Below are 25,386 nucleotides of genomic sequence, written 5' to 3'. Positions count from 1 at the left end.
CCGGTACTTATGATGATACAAGACTCCGAACAGTTTTTTGGGCAGCGAGTGAAACCCGCATTCTACCGTTTATATTTCACCTGCTGTGGAAGCTGGAACCCTCATTCTACCGTTGGTAATTGCAAACTGTTCGGAACATTGATGATAAACAAAGCTAATATATTCGAGAAAACGCCTATTGGGTAAGAATTTCTAGTTACCAATCGCCGACGATCCTACCAAATGGAGCAGCTCAAGACTTGTAATGTTCCAGAGGCGATATCTAGCGGTATATATAAGCATTAATTATCACCATAGCTACGGGAGAGCCATCCAACGCAGCCTTCAATTCATTGATAGATGGATTGTATTTTCGGGAAATCTCTGCTTTAAAACAGGCATCACCGGACAAGGTTTTTGCTCTTGCAAATTCTCGGGTTTGTTCCAAGTAAAAGGCCCTTTTTTCTCCGCCGCCATCCACAGCAAACTTTTTGCTCGCGTCATCGCCACGTAGAGCAATCGAAATTCTTCTGCTGTTTTCAAGTAACCTGCTTGTTCCCAGGCTTCGCCGAGATTTGGTAAAGGATATTTTTCGTGCAAACTCGCTCGAATTTGGGCTCTCGCTACCTCGGCTAATGTGAAATCTCCTAAAAATCTGGCTTGTGGTAAAACTCGCAAATTTCCGGGGATGGTTTGGTCGTGCAGAAATGGCAGAAATACGCAATCCCAATCTAAGCCTTTGGCTTTGTGCATGGTAATAATTGTGAGTTGACCTTTGCTGGTGTAGCGTTCTTCTATTTTGTCGTCTGCATCCACAGGTTCAAATCTTTCGGAAGTAACAATTTCGCTCAAGACTTCCAAAATTTTCTGCATGGAATTGTTGCCGGCTGTTTGGATTGCTACCCGTTCTGCTAATTTGTCGGCGGTGGCTAATTCTGTTTGGTCGTATTGCAGCGCTAAGGCTAAGAATGAGATGATTTGATAGGGCGGGAGTTCTAAGCGTGCTTGCAGCAAACCGCAGCAAAAATAGCGACATTTGAGAACTGGATCTGACTGTTTCGGGTCGAGCGGGCCTGGGTACAGGAATTGTTCGGGGCTGGTGGCAAAGGCATTGTAGTCTTGTTTGGGGATGAGTTGCCGATCGCTCAAAATCTTTAATGCTGCTTTGAGGTAGTCTGGTGAGTGCGGGCGATCGAGAAATTGCAGCAGTGTTAATATTTCCCAAGGTACTTGAGAATGTCTGTCCCGCTCTCCCACATCCTCAATTTTAATCCCATATTTACGCAAATCACAGCTCAATCCGTGTTTTTGCGGATTTTCTAGGACTTCTTTGATAAATTTGCCTTGTTTGTTTTCCCGCACTAAAACCGCCATGGATTTCAGATTTTCTAAGGCCAATTTGGCGCGATTTTCCTCATCGCCAGATTCGAGATTTTTCTCATGGCTTCCCCATACAAAATCCGCCGGCAAAAATTCCTCCACTAACTCAATTACCCGCTTCCCAATTAACTCGACTGTATGGTAAACATCGCGGGGACTGTGCAACTCTAAGCCAATCCCAATCGGGGCGGGATTTGCATCATGCTGCGGGTCGTCGCTGGGTACTGGCTTAATAGTTTGGTCGCGAAAAGGCTGTTCTGTTCCCGCCAATTCCGAGCGATTTACCCATTGCAACATAAAGTTAGCTGCATCGATAATTACCTGGGTGCTGCGGCCTGCACCGTCCATTGTCGCTAAGTTTTTCTTAACTTCGCAGTCGTCACAAAATTGGTTAAAATAAATCGGGTCTGCGGGAGTGAAAGTAGAATTAATTGCTTGATTTGGGTCGCCAACTCTGATAAAATTTTCAAGTGAGTTAGGACTGTCGGTTTCGCTAGCTAATATTTTCAAAAGCTTAGTCTGCAAAGGTGTCGAGTCTTGGGCTTCGTCCTCGAAAACCGCAAATACTTGCTTTTGCTCGATCGCCCTGGCTCCCGGATCGTCCAACACCCGCAAAGCTGCTAAAATCATTTCGTCATAATCGATCAATTCCCGGCTCCTCAACAAAGCCTGATATTTTTGATATAAACCGCCAGCTACGGCTAAAATCTCATAACCGTCAGCCGAATCAAGAGCGCTCATTTCTAACAACTGTTCGGGAAACAAACCCGAAGATTTCGCCTCGTGAATCACAGTTTTAGCTAACTGCGGCAAAATCTCCGTCCGCAAAACCGATTGTCGCCGCAACCTCTCCGTTTCTTCTCCGTCGAATTGCTGTCCTTCTAACAAAACTTGATATCTGCGGGGATTTTCGGCAATCCAAAGCTCTACACAAGTGCGAATTAAGCGGTGATTTTGAGTCGGAGTTACTAAAGTAGAATTTTCTAAATTTAAACCCGACAAATCGGGATGACGCATCGCAATATTTAACGCCAAACCGTGCAAAGTGTGCACGGCAAAACCGCCTTGATATAAAGACAATTCGGCCAATCTTTGGCGAATTTTAGCTTTAATATTAGCAGCAGCCGATCGCGTAAATGTCACCACAATTAACTGACGGCGGTTATAAAGTCGGTGGCGGGCGATCGCAATTGCCGCCGCAGCAGCCATTCCCGTAGACTTCCCGGCCCCTGGAACCGCCGAAACCGCAAGGGGGCCGCCTTGCCAATCCGCCATCTCGTGCTGGCCCTTACGCAAGCTGTCGCGAATTTTCAGACAAGCTTGTTCTCGCAAAACGGCGGCAATCTCTGAGTTTGAAAGTGCACAGGCCGCATCCGGGCGATCGATCTCGGTGGTCGATCGGCTAAAATCAGAATCAAATTCATCAGTCATTACTACATCCGCGTTTATCTGCGTTGATCTGCGGTTAAAAATCTAAAAATCTTCAACCTCTACCGTTTCCATTTTTGTATCGGCTAAACTAACATCATCTATCTGAGCTTAAATTAAAACCAGCATAAAATCCAATACCCAAACCTTTTTACAGGAAAAACCCCCAATGAAAACTCACATCAAAACCAATTCCCCGCCGCACAAGCCAAACCCAAACCCAGCCAACAACAGCACAACTCGCTTTGCAGTTGTAGCATTCTTAACTTTATCCTCCGCCATTGCTTTGCCAAGCTGCGGCGCAGCTTCACCCCGCAGCAGTGAAAACCAAGTTGCCGCATCGGCTCCACAATCGGCACCCGCAGCAGAGCGAGCAGGCACAGCATCAAAAAATGCTGATGTATCAAAAAAACCAGCCGCAGACACTCCAGCAACTGCTCCCCAACTGATTAAAAAAGCCGCAATGAGTGTAGTTGTCAAATCAATTGACACCAGCACTAAATCTGTTACCGATATTGTCAAAAAACAGCAAGGCGATATCTTGGGTTTCCAAAACCAAAAGCCACCTGATTCTAGTATCCGCCAAACAGCAACCGTCGATATTCGTGTCCCTCAAGAAAAGTTAGAAACTACTTTAGATGCTTTAGCAAAACTCGGAAGTGTACAGAACCGAGGGCTTAACGCTGAGGATGTTACCACTCAATTAGTTGATAATGATGCTAGGTTGAAAAACCTCCGCAAATCGGAAGAAATGGTGTTAAAAATTATGGAGCGCTCTGGTTCTGTCGGCGATGTGCTCAAGGCTTCTCAAGAGTTAAGCAATATTCGGGAGTCCATCGAACGGATTGACGCCCAGTTAAAAAGTTTGCGAAATCAAGTAGCCTATTCCACTATTAACTTAACTTTAGAAGCAGCAGTATCGGCTCAGCAAGATCCCGAACCTTCTCTCGGTTTGCGGATGCAGGAAACTTGGGGAAAAGCGACTCATTCTGTGGGCGAATTGACGCTTGGTTTGTTTGCTTTGGGTATTTGGATGTTGGCTTACAGTCCTTATTTCCTGGTAATTGGGGCGGGAATTTACGGTTTTAATCGATTTAAGAAACAGCATTCTGTTCCGAAAATTCAAGAACCGAAACCGCCTGCTGCAAATTAGTCAACTGTCAACTGTCAACTGACTAATCGTCTATTTGCCATCCATCTTTGGTATAATCTTCATCGACAATCTTCTTGGGCCGCATCACCAGCACAACCCGCCCTAAAATCGAAAGCTCGGGGGATGTTTCAAACCAGTTCAATTCTAAATTTCCCCCGTTATCGGCGAGGAAATAACTGTCAGCATCCCACTGTCTTTGGGCGCGATCGGCAATAATCAAAACTTCTTCAACTTTACCTTGCAGCGGTACCGGCAGTCGATCGCTCATTTCCAAAACCGCCACCGGATCTTCAGCGTTCAAAATTACCTGCCATCCGGGAATCGCCACCCAAGCTCCAGCTCCCGAAAATTTTACCATTCGGAACGGCCCGATTTCCTCCGGCAAAGGCACTGCCAGCAAATCTGACGTAGAAAGCGGCAATTTGCCCACCACCGGGACAATCCGCGGCAATTGTTCCTCAGAATCGAGCCTGTAGACGGGCAAGCGGGGCGCTTCCCGCCTCGCAACTACGGTAAAATCGACGAGCAACTGCTCGATTTGCGCCCTAGCGCTTTGGCTACTAGCTAATTTTAGGCCGCGAGCAATTAAGCGCGATCGCTCTTGCAAATCGCTTTTCTGTCTCGCCAACTGCCAGCACTGGTAAGCTACAGCATCCCCTGGAGTGTCTGTGAACCCCTGCGGCAGGCTTCCGAAGTGCGAAAACTCTTTGATCGCTTTGGCAACTTGGCGAGCATCGTCAACATCCAAATTGTGGGCTAGCATCAAAGCAGCCGCTCCGGCCCGCTCTACTTGTGAAAGAATCCGAAACTCGTATAAAATATCACTTCCTTTGCGGAGAAAGTGCGATCGAACTTCCTCCGAAGCGCCAGCGTTGACCATGCTGGTGTAAACTTGGGCTGCAACGCCGACCTGATTTTGCTGAATTGGCTCAAAACCAGTTTGTTCAAAAATCTGCTGAGAGTTGCAGCCCGCTTGCAGCAGCGCCGTACAAGCCTGTCCCCACTCTACCCAAGTGCCTTCCTTGCGGCGGAGCGATCGAATTAACTTTTCGACATCCACAGCATTAGTGGAGGGTGCAGATGCAGAAGCGGAGGAATCTTGAGGTGTATCAGTCATAATTGAATCAAAAATCAGCGTTAAGTTATGTTTGATTGGATACCAGTAAAGCTCGTGTCGCGGCAGAGCGATAGATTGATAGTAAGGGAGTTATGAGACTATTGTTACAGGATAGTTGCTCGCCTAAATTTACAGAGGGGAGTTTATCGTATTGTTATGGATAATGCCATTCCAGAGCTCGATCAAATTAAACGCCAGCTCATGACACTACACCGACCGAAAAAACCCAAAATGCTGGTAGTAGACGACGAACCAGACAATCTGGATTTACTCTACCGCACTTTCCGACGAGATTTTAACGTGCTCAAAGCTGAGAGCGGGATTCGCGCCTTGGAAGTCCTTGGCATCGAGGGCGAGGTCGCCGTCATCATTTCCGACCAGCGAATGCCAGAAATGAAGGGAACGGAGTTTCTCAGCAAGACCGTGCCACAGTTTCCGAATACGGTCAGAATTATTTTGACTGGTTTTACGGACATTGAAGACTTGGTGGATGCGATCAACTCTGGACAGGTTTACAAGTATATCACCAAGCCTTGGGACCCGAACGAATTGAAAATGGTGGTGCAAAAGGCGGCCGAGACCTATGAAGTTCTCAAGCAGCGGACTGAGGAATTGCACCGGGCTCAAAATCAAATACAACTGTTAGCAACAATCATGCAAACGGCTGTGGATTATCCGAGTTTGGAAGCAAGTTTAGAGCCAATTGCTACTGCTGTTAGCGATAATTTTTTGGCGGACGCTTGCATTTTGCAACTGGTGGAAGGAACTGTTTTGATGCCAGCCCAAGGCAGTCACACCAGCGGCCAAAATGTGGAAAATTGGCTGGCTGATGACCCTCTGGTGCGAGAGGCAATCTCCTCTCAAACTATGCAGGGTGCTGTGAATATTGCCGGCGACACAGCCCTAGCGACTCTGCCACACTATCAAAAATCTGGCATTCAAGCTCACCTGAGCGTGCCGGTGATTCACAAAGGTCGATCGATCGCCCTGATGTCCATCCAGTGGAAACAACCTTGTTCCCTGCGCCCCGACGAACTCACAACAGTTCACCTCGCCGCTCAACAAGTGGCTTTGGTACTGACAAGTTTTCAGGGCCAGTAGTCAGTAGTCAGTAGTCAGTAGTCAGTAGTCAGTAGTCAGTAGTCATTAGTCATTAGTCATTAGTTATCAGTCATGAGTTATCAGTCGGATCTATGTCTTGAGTTTAAAATTATCGCAAACCAATGATTCAAGACAAAAGATCGCCACTCGCTAACAAATAAAAAAGCATTAATGACTGGCGACAGCATGACATGAATGGACGGATTAATGATTTTTTCCTGCTGAACAATCACCAATGACTAATGACCAATGACTAATGACCAATTACCAATTACCAATTACCAATTACCAATTACCAATGAGTAATAATGCAGAACAAATTAAAACTATATTTAATCGAATTGCACCAGTTTACAACCAAATGAACGACTGGTTGAGCTTTGGGCAGCACCGGATTTGGAAACAAATGGCAGTGAAATGGAGCGGTGCGGGCCCCGGAAATACTTGTTTAGACTTGTGCTGTGGCAGCGGGGATCTAGCTTTGCTGCTGGCAAAACAAGCAGGCCCTACCGGCTGCGTATTTGGAGTAGATTTTTCCGCCGCACAATTGGCCGTTGCGGGCAGGCGCGATCGACCTTTTCTCACCCCTGCAAGCCCCATTTCCTGGGTAGAAGCTGACGCCCTAGACTTGCCTTTTGCTGACAATTACTTCGACTGCGCCACCATGGGTTACGGCCTCCGCAACGTAACGGACATCCCCCGCAGTCTTCACCAATTGCACCGCGTACTCAAACCGGGTGCTAAAGCCGCTATTCTCGACCTCCACCGCCCCAGCAATTCCCTGATGCGGAGCTTTCAGCAGTTTTATCTGGACACCCTCGTAGTGCCCGTTGCTCAGCAATTTGGGATGACTCAAGAATATGCCTACATTAATCCTAGTTTAGAAAAATTCCCGATCGGCCAGCAGCAAGTTGCGATCGCCCGCGAAGCCGGATTTGCCACCGCCATCCACTATCCCATTGCGGGAGCTATGATGGGAGTATTGGTACTTGCTAAAGCAATTGACAATTAAAAATGCTTGCAGAAGACGCTCGCGGTTGAAACCGCGTCTATAAAAACAAAACCCGCCTCCGCGGGTTGAAGACGGGGCCGTTAAAATTACGTTATTCTCTTTACACCGCGGAGGCGGACATCGTTTGTATAGATGCGGTTTCAACCGTACGTCTTATCTGAACCGTATTGATTTTTAATCCCTTATGAATCCGTCTGACATTTGGCTGTTGCTGGCCCCACCTGTAGTGGGAGGAATTATTGGCTATTTCACCAACGATATAGCTATCAAAATGTTGTTCCGCCCCTATCGAGCCATTTACATCAAAGGGCGGCAGTTACCTTTCACTCCCGGCTTGATCCCCCGCAACCAAGAACGCTTGGCCAAGCGAATTTCCGACACAATTATGGGTTCGCTGCTGACGCCGCAAGAACTGCAAAACTTAGCGCGGCGCCTGCTGCAAACTGAGCGGATGCAGTCGGTAATTCTCTGGCTGTTGCAGTTGGCGCTGGATCAGGTAAAAGCAGACTCCGAGCAAAAAACCGCTAAAATTCTCGCTAACATTCTGCGAGATTTGCTGGGGGAATCTGTGCCGCGAATTCTCAAAGTTTTGGCGCGCCGAGAAGATTTTTTAGAAGCTCAACTCAACCAAATTTTTGACCAAGTTTTGCTGGAGATTCAGCTAACAGAAGCTCAGGCTGGTCAGTTGGCTGATTGGCTGTTGCAGGTAGTAATACCGCCGGAAGTGCTGCGACAGGCTTTGATTGACTTTTTGACCGATCGCAATATTTCGATTATCGATGAAGGGTTTCGAGAAAAAACCAGCGGCACTTATTGGGTAGTAGCAAATTTGTTTGGTTTGCGTAACACTTTAACTCGACTGCGGACTTTTTGTCTAGATGACAGACAAGTGACAAATCAACGGTTAGCAGAGTTAACTGTTTCTTTGGGAATTCGCGGGCGACTTCAGGAATGGCTGCAAAATTTGTCGATGCAAAATTTACCAGTTTCGACGGTGAGACAGTTGCGAAAAACTATGCGCGACAGCGTTCGCAACTACGTTCAAGAGCGGGGTACGGAGGTACTTGAGGGGTTGAGCAAATCTATTGACTGGGAAAATATTTCGCGGTTACTTCTGAATCGATTGCAAACTTCAGCGGTAATGAACGCTTCCCTAGAAATTGTCAGCAAAGAACTGGCTTTGGTTTTAGATCGCTATCTGGAGCGGGATTTAGAAAGTATTGTAGCTCAGGCTATCCCGATTTTGAATATCGATCAGGTAATTGTCGATCGAGTAAAAGGTACTTCTCCCGAAGATTTAGAGTTAGCAATTCAAGGAATCGTCAAAAGCGAGTTGCAGGGAATTGTAAATTTAGGAGGCGTTTTGGGCATTTTTGTCGGCTGTTTGCAGACAGTTGTGCTTTTGCTTCAGCGTTGATTTATTGCGGCAGTTGTGAGATATTTGTTGTAGGCACAGAAGACCGGGCGGTTGAAACCGCACCTATACAAACTCTCACCCGCCTCCGCGGGTTGAAGACTGAGCGATTACAATTAGGTTATTTTATTCATTCCCTCCGTTGCTCGGAATTCGTTTGACTCTTCCGCGGTTTCAACCGTACGTCCGATCTAATTTACTTATTTCTTAAATCTATGCCAGCCCCAAATTCGGACGATCGCCCCTACATCCCCAAAAACCCGCGCAACCTCAGCCGCCAACAATACGAGCGTTTAACCGCAGAAATCGCCGCTCCCTACCGGCCTTTGCGACAGTTTGTCTACGTAGCTTGTGGCGCTTCCGGTTTCATCGGTGGCGTGGTTTTCCTCGCTAAAATTGCCTCGGGCCGGGAAATTGGCTCTGCTTTGCCAAATTTTGCCCTGCAAGTCGGAGTCGTGGCTCTGATGGTGTTTCTGTTTCGCCTTGAGCAGCGCGCCGAAGCCCGATCGCCCAAGTCAAAGTAACAAAAATTTACAAATCGATACAAAATGATATTTGAGGCAAAGAAAAGTTATAAATATCAAGAAATTATTACGAAACCCTGTCCAAGCGATCGATCCCTGTCATTATCAGAAAGAATTGGTTTAAAGCCGGAGCCCCGATCGGGAGAAATTAAAATCAGACTATTCATTACTCCAATCCTCGGACTTCTTTTGTCTAGTGCTGTCAACTGTCGAGCGGTCAACTGTCAACTGAATGAAAAAGACCCTAAATATACAAAACAAATTTAAGCCCAGCGCCAGCCTTCACTGATAGAAGAGTCGGTGTTGGGCATTTTGCTAGGAGCGGGAGATTGGGAAATGTGCCAAAGTCGAAGTAGAAAAAGATGTTGGGAGATTTTACGATGAGCCAGTCATTTTTCAAAGGGCGGTGGACGTTATTTGTAGCAGCAGGTGCGGGAATTGTATTTTACAGCAGTGCTGCGGCGGCGGCCGAAAAGGTAGTGCTCAAATACAGTGCGATTCGGGTGACTTTACAAGTCAGCGAATTAGAAATTTTTGCAGAAACAGGGAAAATGTCGCCCGGGTTAGAAATGCTGCTGGGAAAGGCAAAAAAAGACCCGGAAGTGGTTCGCAGCAGTCTGACGAGACCGCTGAAAGTCAGTCAAAGGTTTTTGGATGAAACGCTCAACAGTAGTGTTGGGAAAATAATTCTCGATGAAGTGGGTCAGGTAATTCGGACTCCTTCTGGGAAAGCAAATCGAGAAGCTTTGCGCGAGGCCTTGGTGCTATCTGCAACTAATGATAACGAGATTACGCTGCTGGAAACGATGAAGAATTATCCGGCTGCTGAGATTGACGTTGAGGGCGATCGCTTAGTTGAAGCTTACGGTAAACTTGTAGCTTTGTCAGAACAATTGGGCGGCGTTTCAGAACGGCTGCAAGATATTCTTAACAAGATTCGCCTGCCGAGACTGTAGCGGAGTTTGTCAAGGTGGGTTGTTTTGGGCGATCGATCCGGTGAATGTTTCTGAACCTGCATAAATTACAGCAGAGTCACATTTGATTTGTGCAAAATTTGCCTGATTTTAACTTGGCTGTCAAAGAAGTCTAGGGATAAATATTCAATGGTTGACAAAAAAATAAATAAAATATCCGTATTTTTACTTAAAAAAGTATTTTGAGAATAACAATGTGGACAAGAGCTTCTGTATCCTCCATAAACTGAAATACGATCGGGTGGACATTGCAGATTATGTGTCTTAAGATAGAGAAACGCTGTCAGAGTCAGGCGATTGTAGAAAAACGGCCAGTCTGTTGTAAGCTCGCACTATAACAGATGCCATTATGCAACATATTTCCAAAACTCTTGACTAAAAAAAGTTGAAAAAAAGGGTGAGAGACTGTATTAATTAACAGCACCTCAAATCCCAATAAAATCGTACCGATCAGGGTAGTACACTTTCACTCGCTCGACTCTATTTACTGAGTAACACAAGCAACATGAGCAACAATCCTATTCGTTCAAAAGACCGTTTCTTGGTTTTCGGCGCTCCGGCGATCGAAGATGCTGAAATTCAAGAAGTGGTGGCAACCATGAAAACAGGTTGGTTGGGTACAGGCCCGAAAGTCATGACTTTTGAAAATGACTTCAAAGCTTACAAGGATTCCCAGTACGCGATTGCAGTCAATTCCTGTACGGCAGCACTGCACTTGAGCATCCTCGCTGCTTCGTTAAAACCCGGGGATGAAGTCATTACTACTCCGATGACTTTTTGCGCTACAGTTAATGCGATCGTCCACGCCGGAGCAACACCCGTACTGGCAGATGTAGATCCGGTGACAATGAATATTGACCCGGCTCAAGTCGAAGCTAAAATAACTTCCAGAACTAAAGCAATTTTACCGGTTCACTTCGCCGGTCGTCCCTGCGATATGGATGCGTTGTGTGAGATTGCTAGCCGTCACAATTTGAAGTTGATTGAAGACTGCGCTCACGCGATCGAAACCGAGTACAAGGGAAAGAAAGCAGGCACTTTTGGCGACTTCGGATGCTTCAGCTTTTATGTCACCAAAAATATCACCACGGGCGAAGGAGGCATGATTCTGGCTCGCGCTCAAGAAGACGCTGACAGGCTGAAAATTTTAGCGCTGCACGGTATGAGCAAAGATGCTTGGAAGCGCTTCGGCGACTCGGGTTACAAGCACTACCAAGTGGTGGAAGTCGGTTTTAAATACAATATGATGGATCTGCAAGCTGCGATCGGCATTCATCAAATGAAACGAGTCGCCCCTTATTGGCACCGCCGGGAGCAAATTTGGCAGCGCTACAACGAAGCATTTGCGGATCTGCCGATTACTTTGCCCGCGAGCCCCGAACCGGATACAATTCACGCTTATCACCTCTACACAATTCTGGTAGATGAAGCTAAAGCAGGAATCAGCCGCGACGAGTTTCTCAACGCTATGAATGCTGAAAATATCGGTGTCGGCGTACATTACATGAGTATGCCGGAACATCCTGTCTATCAAGAAATGTTTGGATGGCAGCCGGAAGACTATCCGAATGCTAGTTACATCGGACTGCACACAATTAGTTTGCCAATTTCGGCAAAATTAACTGATGCAGATGTTGAAGATGTAATTGCTGCTGTTAAAAAGTGTTTGGCGATCGGCAAAGCTAAAAGTCCTGTTTTAGCAACCGCAGGCTAAAGTTTTCCAGTAAACCCCAATTAAGATAACCCCTAACTGCTTCCCTTAGCGAATCAGTTAGGGGTTATCTTAATCAATCTCAAATCGCCTGTGCAATGTGATTGTGTTAAGCCGAGTTGAAAAACTTCCCAGGTATTTTGTGCCTGCGATCGCAAATGTTGACCTAATTATGGGTGAATACGGTTCACTTAAGTTTGTATCACCTGGAGATCCCCCTAAATCCCCCTTAAAAAGGGGGACTTTAATACAGCTCTTGTCCCCCCCTTTTTAAGGGGTGTGCCAGGGAGATCGGGCTTAAGTGAACTGTATTGAATTATGGGTGGATTTTCGATTGTAGTATTCAGAAGCCAGCCGTTGTTCAAACAACCACTGTTTGCTGTCAGGGGAATCATCCAGCCAGCGATCGATCAATTGGGCCCATTTGACAGGGAGGCGCAACTGATGCCAGGTGAAGTGAGAAGCCACAGAAATATTGTGGTAAAGCGCTGAATCCGAAATTAGTTTTTCCATACATTCCGCTAAAGCCAGAGAGTTCCCCGCCTCAAAAATCATGGAATTAACGCCATGCTTCAAGTGAGTTTTAAACATCGGGTGATCCGAAGCTACTATCGGGGTTCTAGTGCGTAAAGCGTGCTGAATTGTCAGGGGAAAGCCTTCGGGATATTCGTGCCTGCTAGTAACTAACACAACATCGGATTCTCTCATTAAAGGTTCTAGAGTCTGAGTTGGCACCATTCCCAGAAATTCTACAGAATCTTTAATTTGCAACTCTTTTACTCGCTGGGCAAACAACTCTTCTTCGCCTTTACCTGCCATTTTTAAATGAACTGATATATTCCGCTCTCTTAACTTTGCTACCGCTTCTAAGATATCGCCAACTCCCTTGCTTTGTACTAACAAACCAGCGTAAAATAGGTTCAAGGTTTTGACGCCCGCAGGGATTTCTTTCGGCGCAAGAGAACCTGGGTCGCTCTCTAAAAGGAAGTCCCAAGGAATTATTTTATCGGGTTTTACTCCAATTTCTTTGAACAATAAAGAGGAAGTAATGCCGTAAGTTCCCACCCATTCTATTTGCTTATTATTCAACAACTTAGCTAGGAAATAGTTGTGGAATTTATTGCGCCAAGTAGTTGTGCCAATAGATTCGGCAAATACAGCGATGGTTCTAATTTTGTTTTTTATAGCCCACTTAAAAACGTCTGGAATAGTCGTCCGCATGACTAAATGAGTCGGATTTTGCTCGGCAATTAATTCGATCAATCTCTTGGTATCAAATTTGTGACTAAATCCACAATTGATCGCCCGCACGCCGTTTTCTAGCACCCGGTTCTCAAATTTTGGTGTCATGCAGCAAATAACGGTTACTAACTCCGCTCGTTTTGCCATCTCGGTAACGGCATCAACAGAATATTTCTGAGCGTAGTAGTTTTCACTTCCCCCTCCAGCCAAGCGCTGAAAGGTTTCTGCGTAATCGCCCCCATACTGAACTATGACTAAGCGCATTTTCCTAAACTCTGGTTGTATAGTATTTGATCAGACTTACGGTGCAAAAGATTTGTAATCAGGTTGATTTGGACAGTTTGATGTACCGCCACGACCACACTGTCAATTTTATTTTGCTTCAGTCCTATTATAAAGAGTTTCGGAAATAGACACGTGAATACAGAGCGGCCGCAGTCGCTTTGTATGGGGGGTTTGGGGCTAATTTTATCTCTCTTTTTCTGAGTGTGTGTTGCAGGTAGGATGCGGGAATTAACCCCGACTTCATAAGTAGAAATACTGTCCCCTACAATTTGATGGCCGAAGTTGCGATCGGCACTCACTTTCGGCACTCAGTTAGCATATTGGAGGGGATGCCAGCAGAATTAGCCTGTAAAATTTACAAATCGTGACAATATTTCGTTTGAGGGCGCTCAGTAAGCCAAAGTTTCTAAAGTTTCGCGCAGATAGGAGCGAACCTGCTGATCGATGGTGACATTTTGCTGCTGGCTCTCAAAATTGAGTTCTAGTTGCCAGCGTTGAAATCCTGAACTTGCGCCGATCGCGGATTTGAGACTGCCCCAGATTTCCGAATCTTCGCACAGCTCGATCGGCTCTGCGGCTTGAGGTTGTTGTGCGATCGGTGAATAATTCGCCATATTGTGATACCTCTGTTTTAATCCCCTGTAAGGATTGAAAGCTTACCTTGACTCTCTCTATTATAGATTCTTCTCTCCAAATAGCCAATATAAAATATCCACAACTTGCGATTAAAAATTAAATATTAATAGTATTAATAATCTCAATCTGAGCCGGGGCCTTACCTATTTTTTTTACAGCATACATCTGTCGAAATTAAAGTAGCTGAAACTACAATTTTGTCCATTTTCATTTTTTATTTCACTTTTCGATCGACTATTCGGGTAGGGATGTAGCGCCGTTGGTGTCAGCAGGTTCTGGGTTGACAATACTAGCGGCTGACAAATTCCCTATGCTTTCTGCTGGCCCAATTGACTCTGCGGGTGCAGTCTCTGCGGCAGTTATCTCGCCCGCAAAAGCTGGCAAAAGTCGATCGACTTGCCAACGGGCGATCGTAAAATCCTGCCGAATTTTTTCTAAAACATGAGGCTTTGTCGCTGCAAATTCTGATTCCGGAGTCAGCAAAACCGCCATAACACCAGCAGACACCTGCAAAAACAAATTGCTAGCTAAAAAAGCAGAAGCCGCCAACAATAATCCAGCCCAGCGCCAGGAAGGAGGAAACGGAGCCACCCCAGCAGCGAGGGGAGCAAATCGATATAGCTGCCACAAAATTACTGCCAACAAAACAGCGATAAAAAAAGCGATAACTTGATTTAAATTAGTTTTAAACCGACTCAGAATCTGCTGCTGTGAAGAAGTTAAATTCTGTGGTTTCACCGCCACAACTAAAATACTAAAAATGTAAAAAGGGCGGAACCACTGCATCCACAGCACAGGAGCAATACCTGCTACACCCACTAAAAACACTTCTAACCAGACAGGGAGCATGGGAGAACCCACTGCGAGTCCCAGCAAGCACAGTCCCAAGAAAATCGGCAGTGTAGCCGCCCCAGACAGGTGAATCCACAAAAAAGGCTCAGACCAAAAAGAACGCATATCGATTGGATATTTAAGATTTGAGATTTTGGATTGAGGATTTAAAAAGTGAAACTTTAAAATTCAAGGCAGGTGATTAGCCTGCCTTGAATCCAAAATCCTCAATCCCAAATCCCAAATTATGCCGAGAGAGTCCGGCGCTTAGTCACCATGCGGTAGGCTTCAATAATATCGCCATCCGCCCAGTCGCTAAACCCGCTCAAGGAAATACCGCATTCAAAGCCAGTATTGACTTCCTTGGCATCTTCCTTCATCCGTTTGAGGGAGTCGAGGACACCTTCGTAAACGACATTGTTGCCGCGGCGCACCCGAACCTTACAGTTACGGACGACCTTGCCTGAGAGTACGTAACATCCAGCCACAGCCCCGCGACCGATCGCAAAGACAGCGCGGACTTCCACTTGACCCAGAGGTTCTTCCACCAGTTCGGGTTCCAGCAGGCCTTCCATTGCCCCTTGAATGTCATCCAAGAGGTTGTAGATGATGCTGTATTCCCGCACGTCTACGCCAGCTTGATCAGCCGCTTGGCGAGCGCCGGTGGCGAGATTGGTATTGAACCCGATAATCACACCATTACTGGCGGCGGCGAGGTCAATATCCGTTTCAGTGATTTCTCCTGGAGCAGATAGCAGTAGTCGGAGTTGAACTTCTTTTTGAGGAAGTTGAGTCAGAGCGCCGACAATTGCTTCGAGGGAGCCTTGGACATCTGCCTTCAAGATCAAGTTGAGTTCCTTAAGAACGCCTTCCTTAGCTTGTTGAGAGAAGCCGCTGAGGCTGATCCGGCCGCCTTGCAGCAGACGGGAATCTCGTTGGGATGTAGCTCTTCCGCTGGCGATCGCCGCTGCTTCTTTTTCGTTTCCGAAGACATCGAACTCATCTCCGGCGCGAGGCACTTCCCGTAAGCCCAGCACTTCCACCGCGAAGGATGGAGTTGCTTGCTCTACGTGATCGCCCCGGTCATCGATCATTGCCCGCACCCTGCCCAGAGCAGAGCCTGCGACCACAATATCGCCCACTCGCAGAGTACCGTTCTGCACCAACAGAGTTGCCACAGGGCCTCTTGCCTTGTCGAGGTGAGCTTCAATCACCGTACCCTTAGCAGGTCGGTTCGGGTTAGCGTTGAGGTCTTCCATTTCCGCGACTGTCAGAATCATTTCCAACAGCGTATCCAGGTTTTCGCCTCGAATAGCGCTGACTGGAACCATCGTGACATCACCGCCCCAGTCATCTGCGACCAAGCCGTACTCAGTCAGCTCTTGCTTGACCCGTTCCGGCTGAGCGCCCTCCTTGTCAACTTTATTGATAGCCACGACAATTGGCACTTTCGCCGCTTTCGCGTGGCTGATAGCTTCAATTGTCTGAGGTCGCACGCCGTCGTCCGCCGCCACCACCAAGATGGCGATGTCCGTAACCCGCGTTCCCCGAGCCCGCATCGCTGTAAAGGCTTCGTGTCCAGGCGTATCCAAAAATACCACCTGTTGGCTCTTGCCTTCGTGTACCACATCTACGTGGTAAGCGCCGATGTGCTGGGTAATCCCCCCAGCTTCTCCCTGAGCCACCTTTGTTTTGCGGATCGAGTCGAGCAAAGTAGTTTTGCCGTGATCCACGTGGCCCATAATCGTTACCACTGGCGGACGGCGCTGGAGGTATTCCATATCGGTGGCGTCCAGCATCTCGATCAGTTTTTCCGCTGGGGCTACTTTTTCTGGAGTTTCTACCTCTACACCCATTTCTTCGGCTACCATTCTCACCGCTGAAATGTCCAGGGTTTCGGTAATGTTGACCGCAATACCTTTAGAGAACAGGCGCTTAATAATTTCGGTTTCGGGAACAGCCAAAGTAACTGCTAGTTCTTGAACGGTCATCGGTCTGCTCAGCAGCAGTTTTTCTGGACGTTCTACCTTAGCTTCCGCTGTTTTGCCCCGATTGCCGCGTCCGCCTGAAGAACCAGAAGAACTTTTATCGTGAGAAGGGCCCGGTCTCTTATTTTTGCCGCTGCTTCCAGGTGCGCCCGGAGTTGGTGTTGACTTGGGTGCTGCTTGTGTCTTCGCTTTAGCTGGGCGAGCTAAGGATAGGCTGACCGTGACTGGTGCTGGCATATCCAAGCCGTTTTCTAAGTCATCATCATCCTCATCTATCGGCTTGAGGCGATTACGTTGTTTGAGTTTGGCAGCCTTAGCAGCCTTAGCAGCATCTGAGTTTTCTTCGTCGTCTTCTTCCCAAATGACCGAAGTCTTTTTGGCAGGACGAGGGAGGGAGGGCCTTTCGAGGAGAAGAATCCCGGAGTCCGGCGTATTATCTTCTTCATTGTCATCAGTGTCATCCCCTGCGGCTCCGGTGTCGCCACCGCGGCTACGCAGCCCGGTGGCTGACGTTGCGGGGGCAAGGCTCCGGCGTGGGCCGCCGCCTGGTTGGGGTCGATCGGCAAGTGCAGTTTTGACTGGCCCACCAGCGCCTTCCCGGCGCGGTCTTTGGGCGTCGGTACCTCCTGGTGCGGGTCTGCTGGGGCGGCTCGGTCTGGCCGGTGCTTCCAGAGTTTCTGTTTGTTCTGATAGCTCTTGCTCAGTTTTGGCAAGTTTGAGTACCGGCTTGTTTCCCAGACTTTGTGGGGTGCGCGTCGCCGACTCCGACGCCCCTCTGACTGGCGGCGACGTGAGTTTTGCCCCAGGCGGCGCTGGAGGGGCGACTGGCTGGCGCTCTCTGCGTTCGGGAGCCTTTTCCGACGGCGGTTGAAGTGCTGCTGGTGCTGCTGGTGCTGCTGGTGCCGGGCCCTGGGCAGTTGTTTCCGGGGCGATCGCACCTACAGTTTCCGTCAATGTTTCCAACACTGTTTCCGACACTGTTTCCGACACTGTTTCCGGGGCACCCGCCGAGACAGCGACATTTGGCTTCGACAGTACAGGTCGATTGATATTTGGTTTAGTTGGAGGCTGGAGTTGCCCGGCGGCGGGTGATTTGGGAGGAGTTGCCACGGTGGCCCCAGGCTGGGTTTTTTGCTCCTCATTGCCCGCAGGCTGGGATGAAGCACCAGCCGGCCGTACTTTTGGACTGCGTATTTCTAAAATTTGCTGCTTTTTTTGTTGGTCGTTAGGGTGAGGGCCAGATTCTCTAGATGGCGCTGCTGCTCTTTCGGGAGGAGCTGGCTTGCCGGGGGAAGAGTGGCTGCTGGCTACGTATTTTTCCGCCGTTTTGCGAATGCGTTCTGCTTCTGATTCTGTAATTGTGCTGCTGTGGCTCTTGACTGAAATATTGAGCCGCTCGCAAACTGCCAAGATGTCTTTATTATCCAAATTTAGTTCCCGTGATAATTCGTAAATTCTTACTTTGCCGTTGTTCATCCACTCTGCCCTCTTTTGTGCCAACCAGTTTTTACATTTTGATTTTTTGTTCTAATGACGACATCATTCGCTGTGATTGATTCAGTGTCAGGAATCGGGGTTTTGGTACTCGCTCAGCAATTTTATCTAAAAGATGCAACTCGCTGAAGTCTGCGGTTGGAGAATTCTCAAGTTTTTTTGGGAACGCGGGAACTGGCGAAGTCTGAATTTTGGCCACTGCCACAAATCAAGCTTCAAAGTTTGCCTTTCCATCTTGAGGATACCTCTGCTAGTACCCTACCCTTATCTAATCTGACACAAATCTTTCCAGACTGGTGGGCAGATCGGATTGGGGTTTGAGAGCTGGCGCTACCGATAATTACTGGTAAGGCTGCCCGCGAGGGTTTATACAGTCGAGGCCGAACTCTTGTCGTTTTGGCGCCCGATCGATCCTGAGTCAGATGTACGGTCAGATGTGGCTAAACGCTGCCAAAGTGTTTGGTACAGTTCGTCAGACACTGGCGCTTTGAGCGATCGCCCAAGTCGATTTTTTTTCTGAGCTGCTTTCAGGCATTCGCTCGCCGGACAAAGGTAAGCGGAACGACCGAGGCCGCGATCTAATTGTACCTGATGAGAAGGATAGAGCCTGACTACTCGCCAAAAAGCTTCCTTAGGAGCTATTTTTCGACAACTTGCACAGCACCGGTAGTTCGGTTTCATCGGAGTCAGAGTAGGAGAGTGAGAGAGTAGGAGAGTGGGAAACAAGTTCTCCTTGTCTCCCTGGAAAATAAGAGTGAATGTCGCAGTTTTTAGACTGGGGCTGCGGTTTCATCCGTGGCTACGGCCTCCTCTTCCTCATATTCTGCGGTTTCCTCGTCGCCGTCGAAGCCGGATGCTTCGTCATCGTCGTAGTAGTCGCCTGCTAGTTCTTCGAGCCTGGTTGCTTCTGCTGCCAATTTGGTGTCTTCGGCATCGCGATCGTACTTAGCAATATCTTTGATATCGATTTTCCAACCGGTCAGGCGGGCTGCGAGGCGGACGTTCTGACCTTCTTTGCCGATGGCAAGACTCAGTTGGTCTTCAGCGACCAAAATATGAGCGCGCCTGCCTTCTGGGGCAACCAAACGCACTTCATCTACTCTAGCAGGACTCAGAGCGTTAGCAATATAGGTTGCGGGGTCTGGAGACCAGCGGATCACGTCTATTTTTTCGCCCCGCAATTCGTTGACGACTACCTGAATCCGCGATCCCCGCGCTCCGATGCAGGCTCCTACGGGGTCTACGTCGCGATCGAGGGTATCTACAGCTATTTTAGTCCGGGGGCCGACGTGCCGCGACGGAGGATTTGCCTCCCTGGCTACGGCGACAATCCTCACCACCCCGTCTTCAATTTCTGGTACTTCGTTAGCAAACAAGTAAACCACTAAACCTGCGTCGGCTCTAGAAACAAGTAACTGCGGCCCTCTAGTAGAACCTTCGCCTACTTTTTTGAGATAAACCTTGAATGTAGCGTTAGCCCGGTAATTATCGTTGGGCAACTGTTCGCGTTTGGGGAGTTCGGCATCTACTTCCGGCTGACCGAAGCTGCTGGTGACTGCCAAAATTACCGACTGCCTCTCAAACCTGAGAACTCTTGCTTGAAGAACGGTTTCTTCTAAATCTTTGAACTCTTCTTGAATCATTTTGCGCTGTTGGTCGCGCAGTTTTTGAGCGAGAACTTGTTTGGTCTGGATGGCAGCCATGCGACCAAATTCTTTTTGATTTGGTGTGACATCTACGAGCACGATGCTCCCAGGCTGAGCTTCCGTAGCTACTTCTTGCACTTCGGAAAGTGATATTTCGTGATCGGGATTGGTGACTTCTTCGACAATAGTTTTGTTTGCTAAAACGCGGAAACCTTCTTGTTCTGCGTCGAGTTCTACATCAAAGTTGTCGAAGTATTCTTCGCTGAAGTGGTCGAGTTTTTGGGTGCGGCGGTAGCGTTCGTATCCTTTGAGCAGGGCTTCTCGCAAGGCTGCTTGGACGGCGTGTTTGGGTAAATTTCGCTCTTTGCTAATGCCTTCGACCATTTCTTTTAGTCCGGGCAGGGGAACCATTGACATATAAAACACTCCTTGTTTGCGTTGACAATACGTAACGGGTAATCGGTAATCAGTAATTTGTGATTTTCGAGAAAAAGTGATGGCTGATGATTGATGAGTTACAAAGATAGGATTAAGGAAGCTGGGTGCTGTAACAATTTATTTGTTATTCCAATTTAACCCGCTGCTCTAGATTTGATTGTTAAAAATTAACTCGCAGCGAAGCATTCTCAGCTTACTGCGAGGCAATCTCAAAACTCAAATCGGGCGGGCTCTTTTGGCACCGCCCCTACAACTCAAAACTCAAAATTTCCCTCTGCTACTCCTTTCCTTCGTCTAGTTCAACTTTGGCAATTTGAGCGCGGGGAATTTTAACCTGTCGCCCTTTTTGATTGAGATAAACAGTTGTTTCATCCCGGCTCACCAGTAGTCCTTTCCACTCTTTGATTCGCGAGTCTGGTTCGGTGGCTTTGACTGTGACGGGGAAACCTTTAAAGGTAATGAATTCTCGATCGCTACTGAGCAACCGGGATATGCCGGGACTGGAAATCTCTAGCACGTAGGCGTCGGGGATGATTTCGGATGCGTCTAACTCGGCTTCCAGGGCTGTGCTCATCCGCTGACAGTCGGCTAAACCGGTGTCTTGCAGGACGTTGCGGATGTCTACCCGCAAGACGGGAGGATTTTGGTTGGTGTGAAACACTGCTCCCACTACTTCCAATCCCAGTGTTTCCGCAACGGGGGTAGCTAAGTCAATGATTTGTGGGATTAGGGGATGAGTCATATCGAATACTTAAGTTAAAACTCCTGAACTCGGACACGGGTAAGAAAAAATCAGGTGTTGAGATGGCTTTGCTTTTACCCCGCCCAAAAAAAACGGAGATAAGCCCCCCGACTCCTATCGGGGAGAGCCAAAAATTTTAGACTTTTTAGAGTAAAGTTGCTGCTCCCAGATTCATCTGTGGAGTAAATCTCAAATCTAAAATCGTTCGACGCTGGCGCGGCTCGAAGCTCGCGATCGCCGAACGTCTCACGCCGAAGTCTAAAATCTCAAATCGACTGACCTGATTTTTGACCGCAAGATGTGAGGGTTTATACCCTCAAATTGATGGCCCGAATGAAGAAAAAGATGTCAGATTTTCAAGCCCGAGGATGAGCTTGTGGGGTTTAAATTCTGGCTTCTACTTTCTGCGATCGCCCCGACGGATGACTTGATTGAGTCGCCCGCGGCTTTTTGTCTTCAACTTGCAGGTGTGATGCCCGGCCGTTTGGCTGGGACTAATGCAACAAAAAAAGTGGGCTTGACCCACTCCTAGATGAAACAGTTTCTTCCAAGAAGTTTGAGGACTCTCTCCGATCGCAGTTGACCTCAGTTCTCAGTTTAGCTCGATCGCCCGCCCGGTGACAAACCGATCGCGCCGTTTGTATCGGAGGACAGGGGGAAAGTGGGACAGGGGGAGAGTTGACAGGTGATAACTGATCCTAGTTGTACAAAACCTACACCTGTCAGCCTTCCCCCTCCCCTTCTGGGGACTCGGATACCCGAAATAACGGAGTTATTGGCTAAAATAGGGTTAGCAATAATTTTGGTCAGCGCTGGGCGCGAATCATTCATAGGGGCAATTTGATGCAAGAACAGTTGATGGAAGCGATCGCACCTTATCGCGATCGAGTAGATTATCTAGAAGTTCGCCTCGAACAAAGCGAGTCAACAGCGATTAGTTTTCGCGGCCCTCAGTTAGACGCAGTTAACCGCAGCTTCAGTCTCGCCGGCGGCATCCGCGCCTGTCACAAAGGCGGGTGGAGTTTTGTAACTTTTAACGGTTTAGCTGAGTTAAAAGCTCGCATTGAAGAAGCTGTCGTGCAGTCTCGTTTGGTTGGCAGCGAAAAGACTGTACTAGCAGATGTCACTCCGATTCAAGATTATGTAGCGGTGGAATTTGGCCACGATCCGCGATCGATTACTCTAGCATCCAAGCGCAAGTTGCTCGAATCTTACAACCAGTTGCTGTTAGATTACGACCCGCGAATTCAGACCACAATGGCGGGTTATAGCGATCGATTCGGGATTACTTATTTTGTGAATTCTCAAGGCACTTGCATTGCTCAAGAGCGTTTGGACGTGACGGGGCGCTTCGGGGCGATCGCCCGCGGTGAAGGTGGTGTCGTCCGGCAAGGGTTTGAGTCGATTCATTCGCGATCGGATTACGATGTCTTGACAAATATTGAAGATCGTGTTAAGAGTGCGGCCGTTCGAGCTGTGGGCCAACTAGAGGCAAAATCGGTGAAAGGCGGCCAGTATCCGGTGATTTTAGACCCTTATTTGTCGGGGGTATTTATTCACGAAGCTTTCGGTCATTTGTCGGAAGCTGACGGCATTTACGAAAACCCGAAAATGCAGGAATTGCTGACTTTGGGCAAGCCTGTGGCGATCGAACAATTGAACGTAATTGACGATGCAACATTGCCGGGATTGCCAGGAACTCTCAAGTATGACGACGAAGGTGTGCCCGCTCAGTGCAAGCATTTAATTAAAAATGGAGTTTTAGCAGCGAGGATGCACAATCGCGAGACTGCGGGCAAAATGGGCGAAGCTCCGACGGGAAATGCGCGGGCCCTGAGCGCTACTTTTATGCCGTTGGTGCGGATGACTAATACGGCGATCGAATCTGGCGCACATTCTTTTGATGAAATGGTGGGCGACATTGAGGAAGGAGTGTATGCAGTGCGGATGTTGGGAGGACAAACCAACGGCGAAATGTTTACCTTTGCGGCGGCTGAAGGCTTCATGATTCGCGACGGCAAATTGGCCGAACCGGTGAGTGATGTCACTTTAAGCGGCAATGTATTTCAGACTTTAAAGGATATTGAGTCGATCGGCAACGACTCAGTTTATGCCTACGGCGGTTGCGGGAAGGGCGGCCAAGGCGGCTTGCCAGTCAGCGTCGGCGGCCCCCATTTACGCATTAAAAATGTTGTAGTCGGAGGAAGATAAGACCATTTTCGATTTCAGATTTTAGATTTTAGATTGGGGATGACTCAATAAGACGTAAGGTGCGCATTCCGCACCCAAAAGCTCAATAAAAAACCCGGCTTCTTCAAGAAACCGGGTTTTTTCTACCAACTAAGAGAGGATTTGAAAATCACAAGGTAGCGGTTGCGGGAATTCTGCATTTCTCGCGCAACCCTCTAAACCAAACTACGGGCAGATCTTAATTGCAGCTTCTTAAAGCTGTTTCATTTCGTCTTCAAGCACCCGAACCAAATCTTGGTTGCCGCTGGCTCTGGCTACTTCGATGCGGTGCGTCAGTTGCTTTTGAATATTAGCACGGTGGGTGTCAGCGATTTTTTTGACGTTTTGGCGATTTGTGTTCATGGTGGACATTCCTTATATTTAATTTGGTGTATCGGCTACTTATTCAATATAGCGCGAAATTTCAAAAAGTATCGAAATTTACAAAAAATTTACATTGATTGACCGATCGACCAAAATACTGTATAATCTTGGCCATAAGTCAATAGCGATATCTTGACAATTCCCATAATCTAAATAGTGCAATCTGTAGGGACACGGCATTGCCGTGTCCTGCCCAGACGGGATTGCCGTTTCCCTAGCCTGGATATGCCGTTTCCCCACCCGGAGACGGCATTGTTATTTGGATAGCTGGAGAGGGCGTTGTTGTTTCCCTACCCGGATATGCAGCTTTGAACAAATGGTGTTACCAGAAAGAATTGGTTGAAAGCCTCCACCCTTAAAGGCGAGAAATTAAAACAAGACTATTGATTACTCGAATCCTCTTCTTTCCAGGTAGAGGTCGCCCTCAAGCAGTCAACTGTCAACTGTCAACTGTCAACTGTCAACTGTCAAATTTGTGCGATCGTCCCCAAAGCCTCTACCAACTGCTGAAGGTGTGCGAGCTCGTGAGTTGCCATCAGCGAAATCCGAATTCGGCTGACGCTGACAGTCGGAGGCCGAATCGCCACAGCAAAAATACCCATCTCCTTGAGTTGGCTGCTCACTGTTAAAGCTGTGGCTGCATCTTTTAACGGCAAACTAAAAATTGGGGAGAGGGAATTGCTAATTGGTAATTGCTGATTGGTAATCGCGGCATATTTGAAAGTTTCGATATTTTGCTGCAACCGAACTCGGCGCTCTGGTTCTTGCTGGACAATTCTCACAGCTTCTAAAGCCGCCGCCGTGTCAGCAGGCGTCAATGCTGTAGTATAAATCCAAGTCGCAGCTCGATTGCGGAGAAAATCAATTAAAGCAGCAGAGCCCGCAACGTAGCCGCCCAAACTTCCTAAAGCTTTGCTAAGTGTGCCAACTTGAATTAGTGGCAATCCCGTACACCCGAAATGTTCGGCGCAACCTGCACCGCCAGCACCAAAAACTCCCGTAGCGTGAGCTTCATCTACTAATATCATGCAGTTAAATTGCTCGCCCAAAGCTAACAAATTGGGCAGCGGGCACAAGTCCCCGTCCATGCTAAAGACGCTATCGGTAATAATTAAACACTTGCGGTATTTGGCGCGATTTTGCTCTAGCTTGGCTTTTAAATCCTCAAGATTGCAGTGATTGTACTCTAGCGCGGTTGCACCGCTGAGCGCGGCTCCGTTTTTGAGGCTCGAATGGTTGTACTTGTCAGATAATATCAAATCGCGCTTGCCGACAACGGATGCGATCGCCCCTAAATTTGCTAAATATCCCGAACTGAATACTAAAGCGTCTTCGGTTTGTTTTAAATTAGCTATAGCTTGTTCTAGCTGTCGGTGCAAATCGCGATGTCCGCCCACCAACCTCGAACCCGTCGCACCGGTACCAAATTCCTTAGTTGCAGCTATCGCCGCTTGCATCAGTCTGTCATCGCCGGCAAGTCCCAGATAATCGTTGCTGGCAAAGTTAATCAGCCGCCGCCCTGCTAATTTTACTACAGGCCCGGGACAACTTTCGATCGATTGTGGCGATCGATACCAATCTGCCCGGCGAACAGTGTCCAGGGCCTTCTCTATCCAAGCGTAAGGGTCTGCGTTCATATTGTTTAGCGATCGACTAATACGTTATATTGTCTTATAAC

Annotated in this window: 20 protein-coding genes; 8 read left to right on the top strand and 12 right to left on the bottom strand. The window is 47.9% G+C overall.

Annotation, left to right across the window (positions count from 1 at the left end):
• Positions 1–324 precede the first annotated feature (324 nt).
• The gene (locus QUB68_RS12530) at positions 325–2,790 is read right to left on the bottom strand and encodes an ATP-dependent helicase (protein WP_332992738.1); all 2,466 of its coding nucleotides are present in this window, start codon (positions 2,788–2,790) and stop codon (positions 325–327) included.
• 166 nt (positions 2,791–2,956) lie between these two features.
• Between QUB68_RS12530 and QUB68_RS12525 the strand changes: the two genes are divergently transcribed.
• Positions 2,957–3,940, top strand: a complete 984-nt coding sequence (locus tag QUB68_RS12525) for a DUF4349 domain-containing protein (protein ID WP_332992736.1) — start codon at positions 2,957–2,959, stop codon at positions 3,938–3,940.
• A gap of 22 nt (positions 3,941–3,962) precedes the next feature.
• Here QUB68_RS12525 and QUB68_RS12520 read toward each other — a convergent pair whose 3' ends face one another.
• On the bottom strand, positions 3,963–5,057 hold the full coding sequence (locus tag QUB68_RS12520) for a RuBisCO accumulation factor 1 (protein ID WP_332992734.1): 1,095 nt from the start codon (positions 5,055–5,057) through the stop codon (positions 3,963–3,965).
• A 156-nt stretch (positions 5,058–5,213) separates the two neighbouring features.
• Between QUB68_RS12520 and QUB68_RS12515 the strand changes: the two genes are divergently transcribed.
• From QUB68_RS12515 to QUB68_RS12490, 6 genes are all read left to right on the top strand, one after another.
• Positions 5,214–6,158 carry a response regulator gene (locus QUB68_RS12515; RefSeq protein ID WP_332992732.1) on the top strand — a complete coding sequence of 315 codons (945 nt, stop codon included), beginning with the start codon at positions 5,214–5,216 and terminating at the stop codon, positions 6,156–6,158.
• 298 nt (positions 6,159–6,456) lie between these two features.
• The gene (ubiE, locus tag QUB68_RS12510) at positions 6,457–7,170 is read left to right on the top strand and encodes a bifunctional demethylmenaquinone methyltransferase/2-methoxy-6-polyprenyl-1,4-benzoquinol methylase UbiE (RefSeq protein ID WP_332992731.1); all 714 of its coding nucleotides are present in this window, start codon (positions 6,457–6,459) and stop codon (positions 7,168–7,170) included.
• A 184-nt stretch (positions 7,171–7,354) separates the two neighbouring features.
• Positions 7,355–8,587 (top strand): DUF445 domain-containing protein, encoded by a 1,233-nt coding sequence (locus tag QUB68_RS12505; protein WP_332992729.1) that lies wholly within the window; start codon positions 7,355–7,357, stop codon positions 8,585–8,587.
• Between the two features lie 212 nt (positions 8,588–8,799).
• Positions 8,800–9,108 (top strand): DUF3493 domain-containing protein, encoded by a 309-nt coding sequence (locus QUB68_RS12500; protein WP_332992728.1) that lies wholly within the window; start codon positions 8,800–8,802, stop codon positions 9,106–9,108.
• A 380-nt stretch (positions 9,109–9,488) separates the two neighbouring features.
• A complete protein-coding gene (locus tag QUB68_RS12495) occupies positions 9,489–10,064 on the top strand; it encodes an alpha/beta hydrolase (protein ID WP_332992727.1) in 576 nt (191 codons plus the stop codon).
• A gap of 523 nt (positions 10,065–10,587) precedes the next feature.
• On the top strand, positions 10,588–11,796 hold the full coding sequence (locus QUB68_RS12490; RefSeq protein ID WP_332992725.1) for a DegT/DnrJ/EryC1/StrS family aminotransferase: 1,209 nt from the start codon (positions 10,588–10,590) through the stop codon (positions 11,794–11,796).
• 294 nt (positions 11,797–12,090) lie between these two features.
• Here the strand turns inward: QUB68_RS12490 and QUB68_RS12485 are convergent, their stop codons facing one another.
• From QUB68_RS12485 to QUB68_RS12450, 8 genes are all read right to left on the bottom strand, one after another.
• Complete coding sequence (locus tag QUB68_RS12485; RefSeq protein ID WP_332992723.1) at positions 12,091–13,299, bottom strand: glycosyltransferase family 4 protein; 1,209 nt, start codon at positions 13,297–13,299, stop codon at positions 12,091–12,093.
• A 410-nt stretch (positions 13,300–13,709) separates the two neighbouring features.
• Positions 13,710–13,934, bottom strand: a complete 225-nt coding sequence (locus tag QUB68_RS12480) for a hypothetical protein (RefSeq protein WP_332992721.1) — start codon at positions 13,932–13,934, stop codon at positions 13,710–13,712.
• A 256-nt stretch (positions 13,935–14,190) separates the two neighbouring features.
• Positions 14,191–14,913 carry a low-complexity tail membrane protein gene (locus tag QUB68_RS12475; protein WP_332992720.1) on the bottom strand — a complete coding sequence of 241 codons (723 nt, stop codon included), beginning with the start codon at positions 14,911–14,913 and terminating at the stop codon, positions 14,191–14,193.
• A gap of 119 nt (positions 14,914–15,032) precedes the next feature.
• Positions 15,033–18,251, bottom strand: a complete 3,219-nt coding sequence (infB, locus tag QUB68_RS12470) for a translation initiation factor IF-2 (RefSeq protein ID WP_332992718.1) — start codon at positions 18,249–18,251, stop codon at positions 15,033–15,035.
• A gap of 384 nt (positions 18,252–18,635) precedes the next feature.
• On the bottom strand, positions 18,636–18,950 hold the full coding sequence (locus QUB68_RS12465; RefSeq protein ID WP_332992716.1) for a YlxR family protein: 315 nt from the start codon (positions 18,948–18,950) through the stop codon (positions 18,636–18,638).
• A gap of 89 nt (positions 18,951–19,039) precedes the next feature.
• On the bottom strand, positions 19,040–20,332 hold the full coding sequence (nusA, locus tag QUB68_RS12460) for a transcription termination factor NusA (protein WP_332992714.1): 1,293 nt from the start codon (positions 20,330–20,332) through the stop codon (positions 19,040–19,042).
• A gap of 298 nt (positions 20,333–20,630) precedes the next feature.
• Entirely contained in the window at positions 20,631–21,095 is a 465-nt protein-coding gene (rimP, locus tag QUB68_RS12455; protein WP_332992713.1) for a ribosome maturation factor RimP, read from the bottom strand.
• Positions 21,096–21,692: 597 nt separating this feature from the next.
• A complete protein-coding gene (locus tag QUB68_RS12450; RefSeq protein WP_332992711.1) occupies positions 21,693–21,926 on the bottom strand; it encodes a hypothetical protein in 234 nt (77 codons plus the stop codon).
• A 12-nt stretch (positions 21,927–21,938) separates the two neighbouring features.
• Here QUB68_RS12450 and QUB68_RS12445 point away from each other — a divergent pair, with 12 nt between their 5' ends.
• A complete protein-coding gene (locus QUB68_RS12445) occupies positions 21,939–23,306 on the top strand; it encodes a TldD/PmbA family protein (RefSeq protein ID WP_332992709.1) in 1,368 nt (455 codons plus the stop codon).
• Positions 23,307–23,537: 231 nt separating this feature from the next.
• On the opposite strand, the gene pirA is transcribed toward QUB68_RS12445, so the two are convergent.
• Both pirA and bioF read right to left on the bottom strand, forming a co-directional pair.
• Entirely contained in the window at positions 23,538–23,687 is a 150-nt protein-coding gene (gene pirA / locus QUB68_RS12440) for an arginine synthesis PII-interacting regulator PirA (RefSeq protein ID WP_332992707.1), read from the bottom strand.
• Positions 23,688–24,175: 488 nt separating this feature from the next.
• Positions 24,176–25,345, bottom strand: a complete 1,170-nt coding sequence (gene bioF, locus QUB68_RS12435) for an 8-amino-7-oxononanoate synthase (protein WP_332992704.1) — start codon at positions 25,343–25,345, stop codon at positions 24,176–24,178.
• Positions 25,346–25,386 lie beyond the last annotated feature (41 nt).

Origin of the sequence: Microcoleus sp. A006_D1 (assembly GCF_036702805.1) — a bacterium.
GTDB lineage: Bacteria > Cyanobacteriota > Cyanobacteriia > Cyanobacteriales > Microcoleaceae > Microcoleus.
The sequence above is the reverse complement of the archived record's forward strand: the minus strand, read 5'-3'. Positions and strand labels throughout refer to the sequence as shown.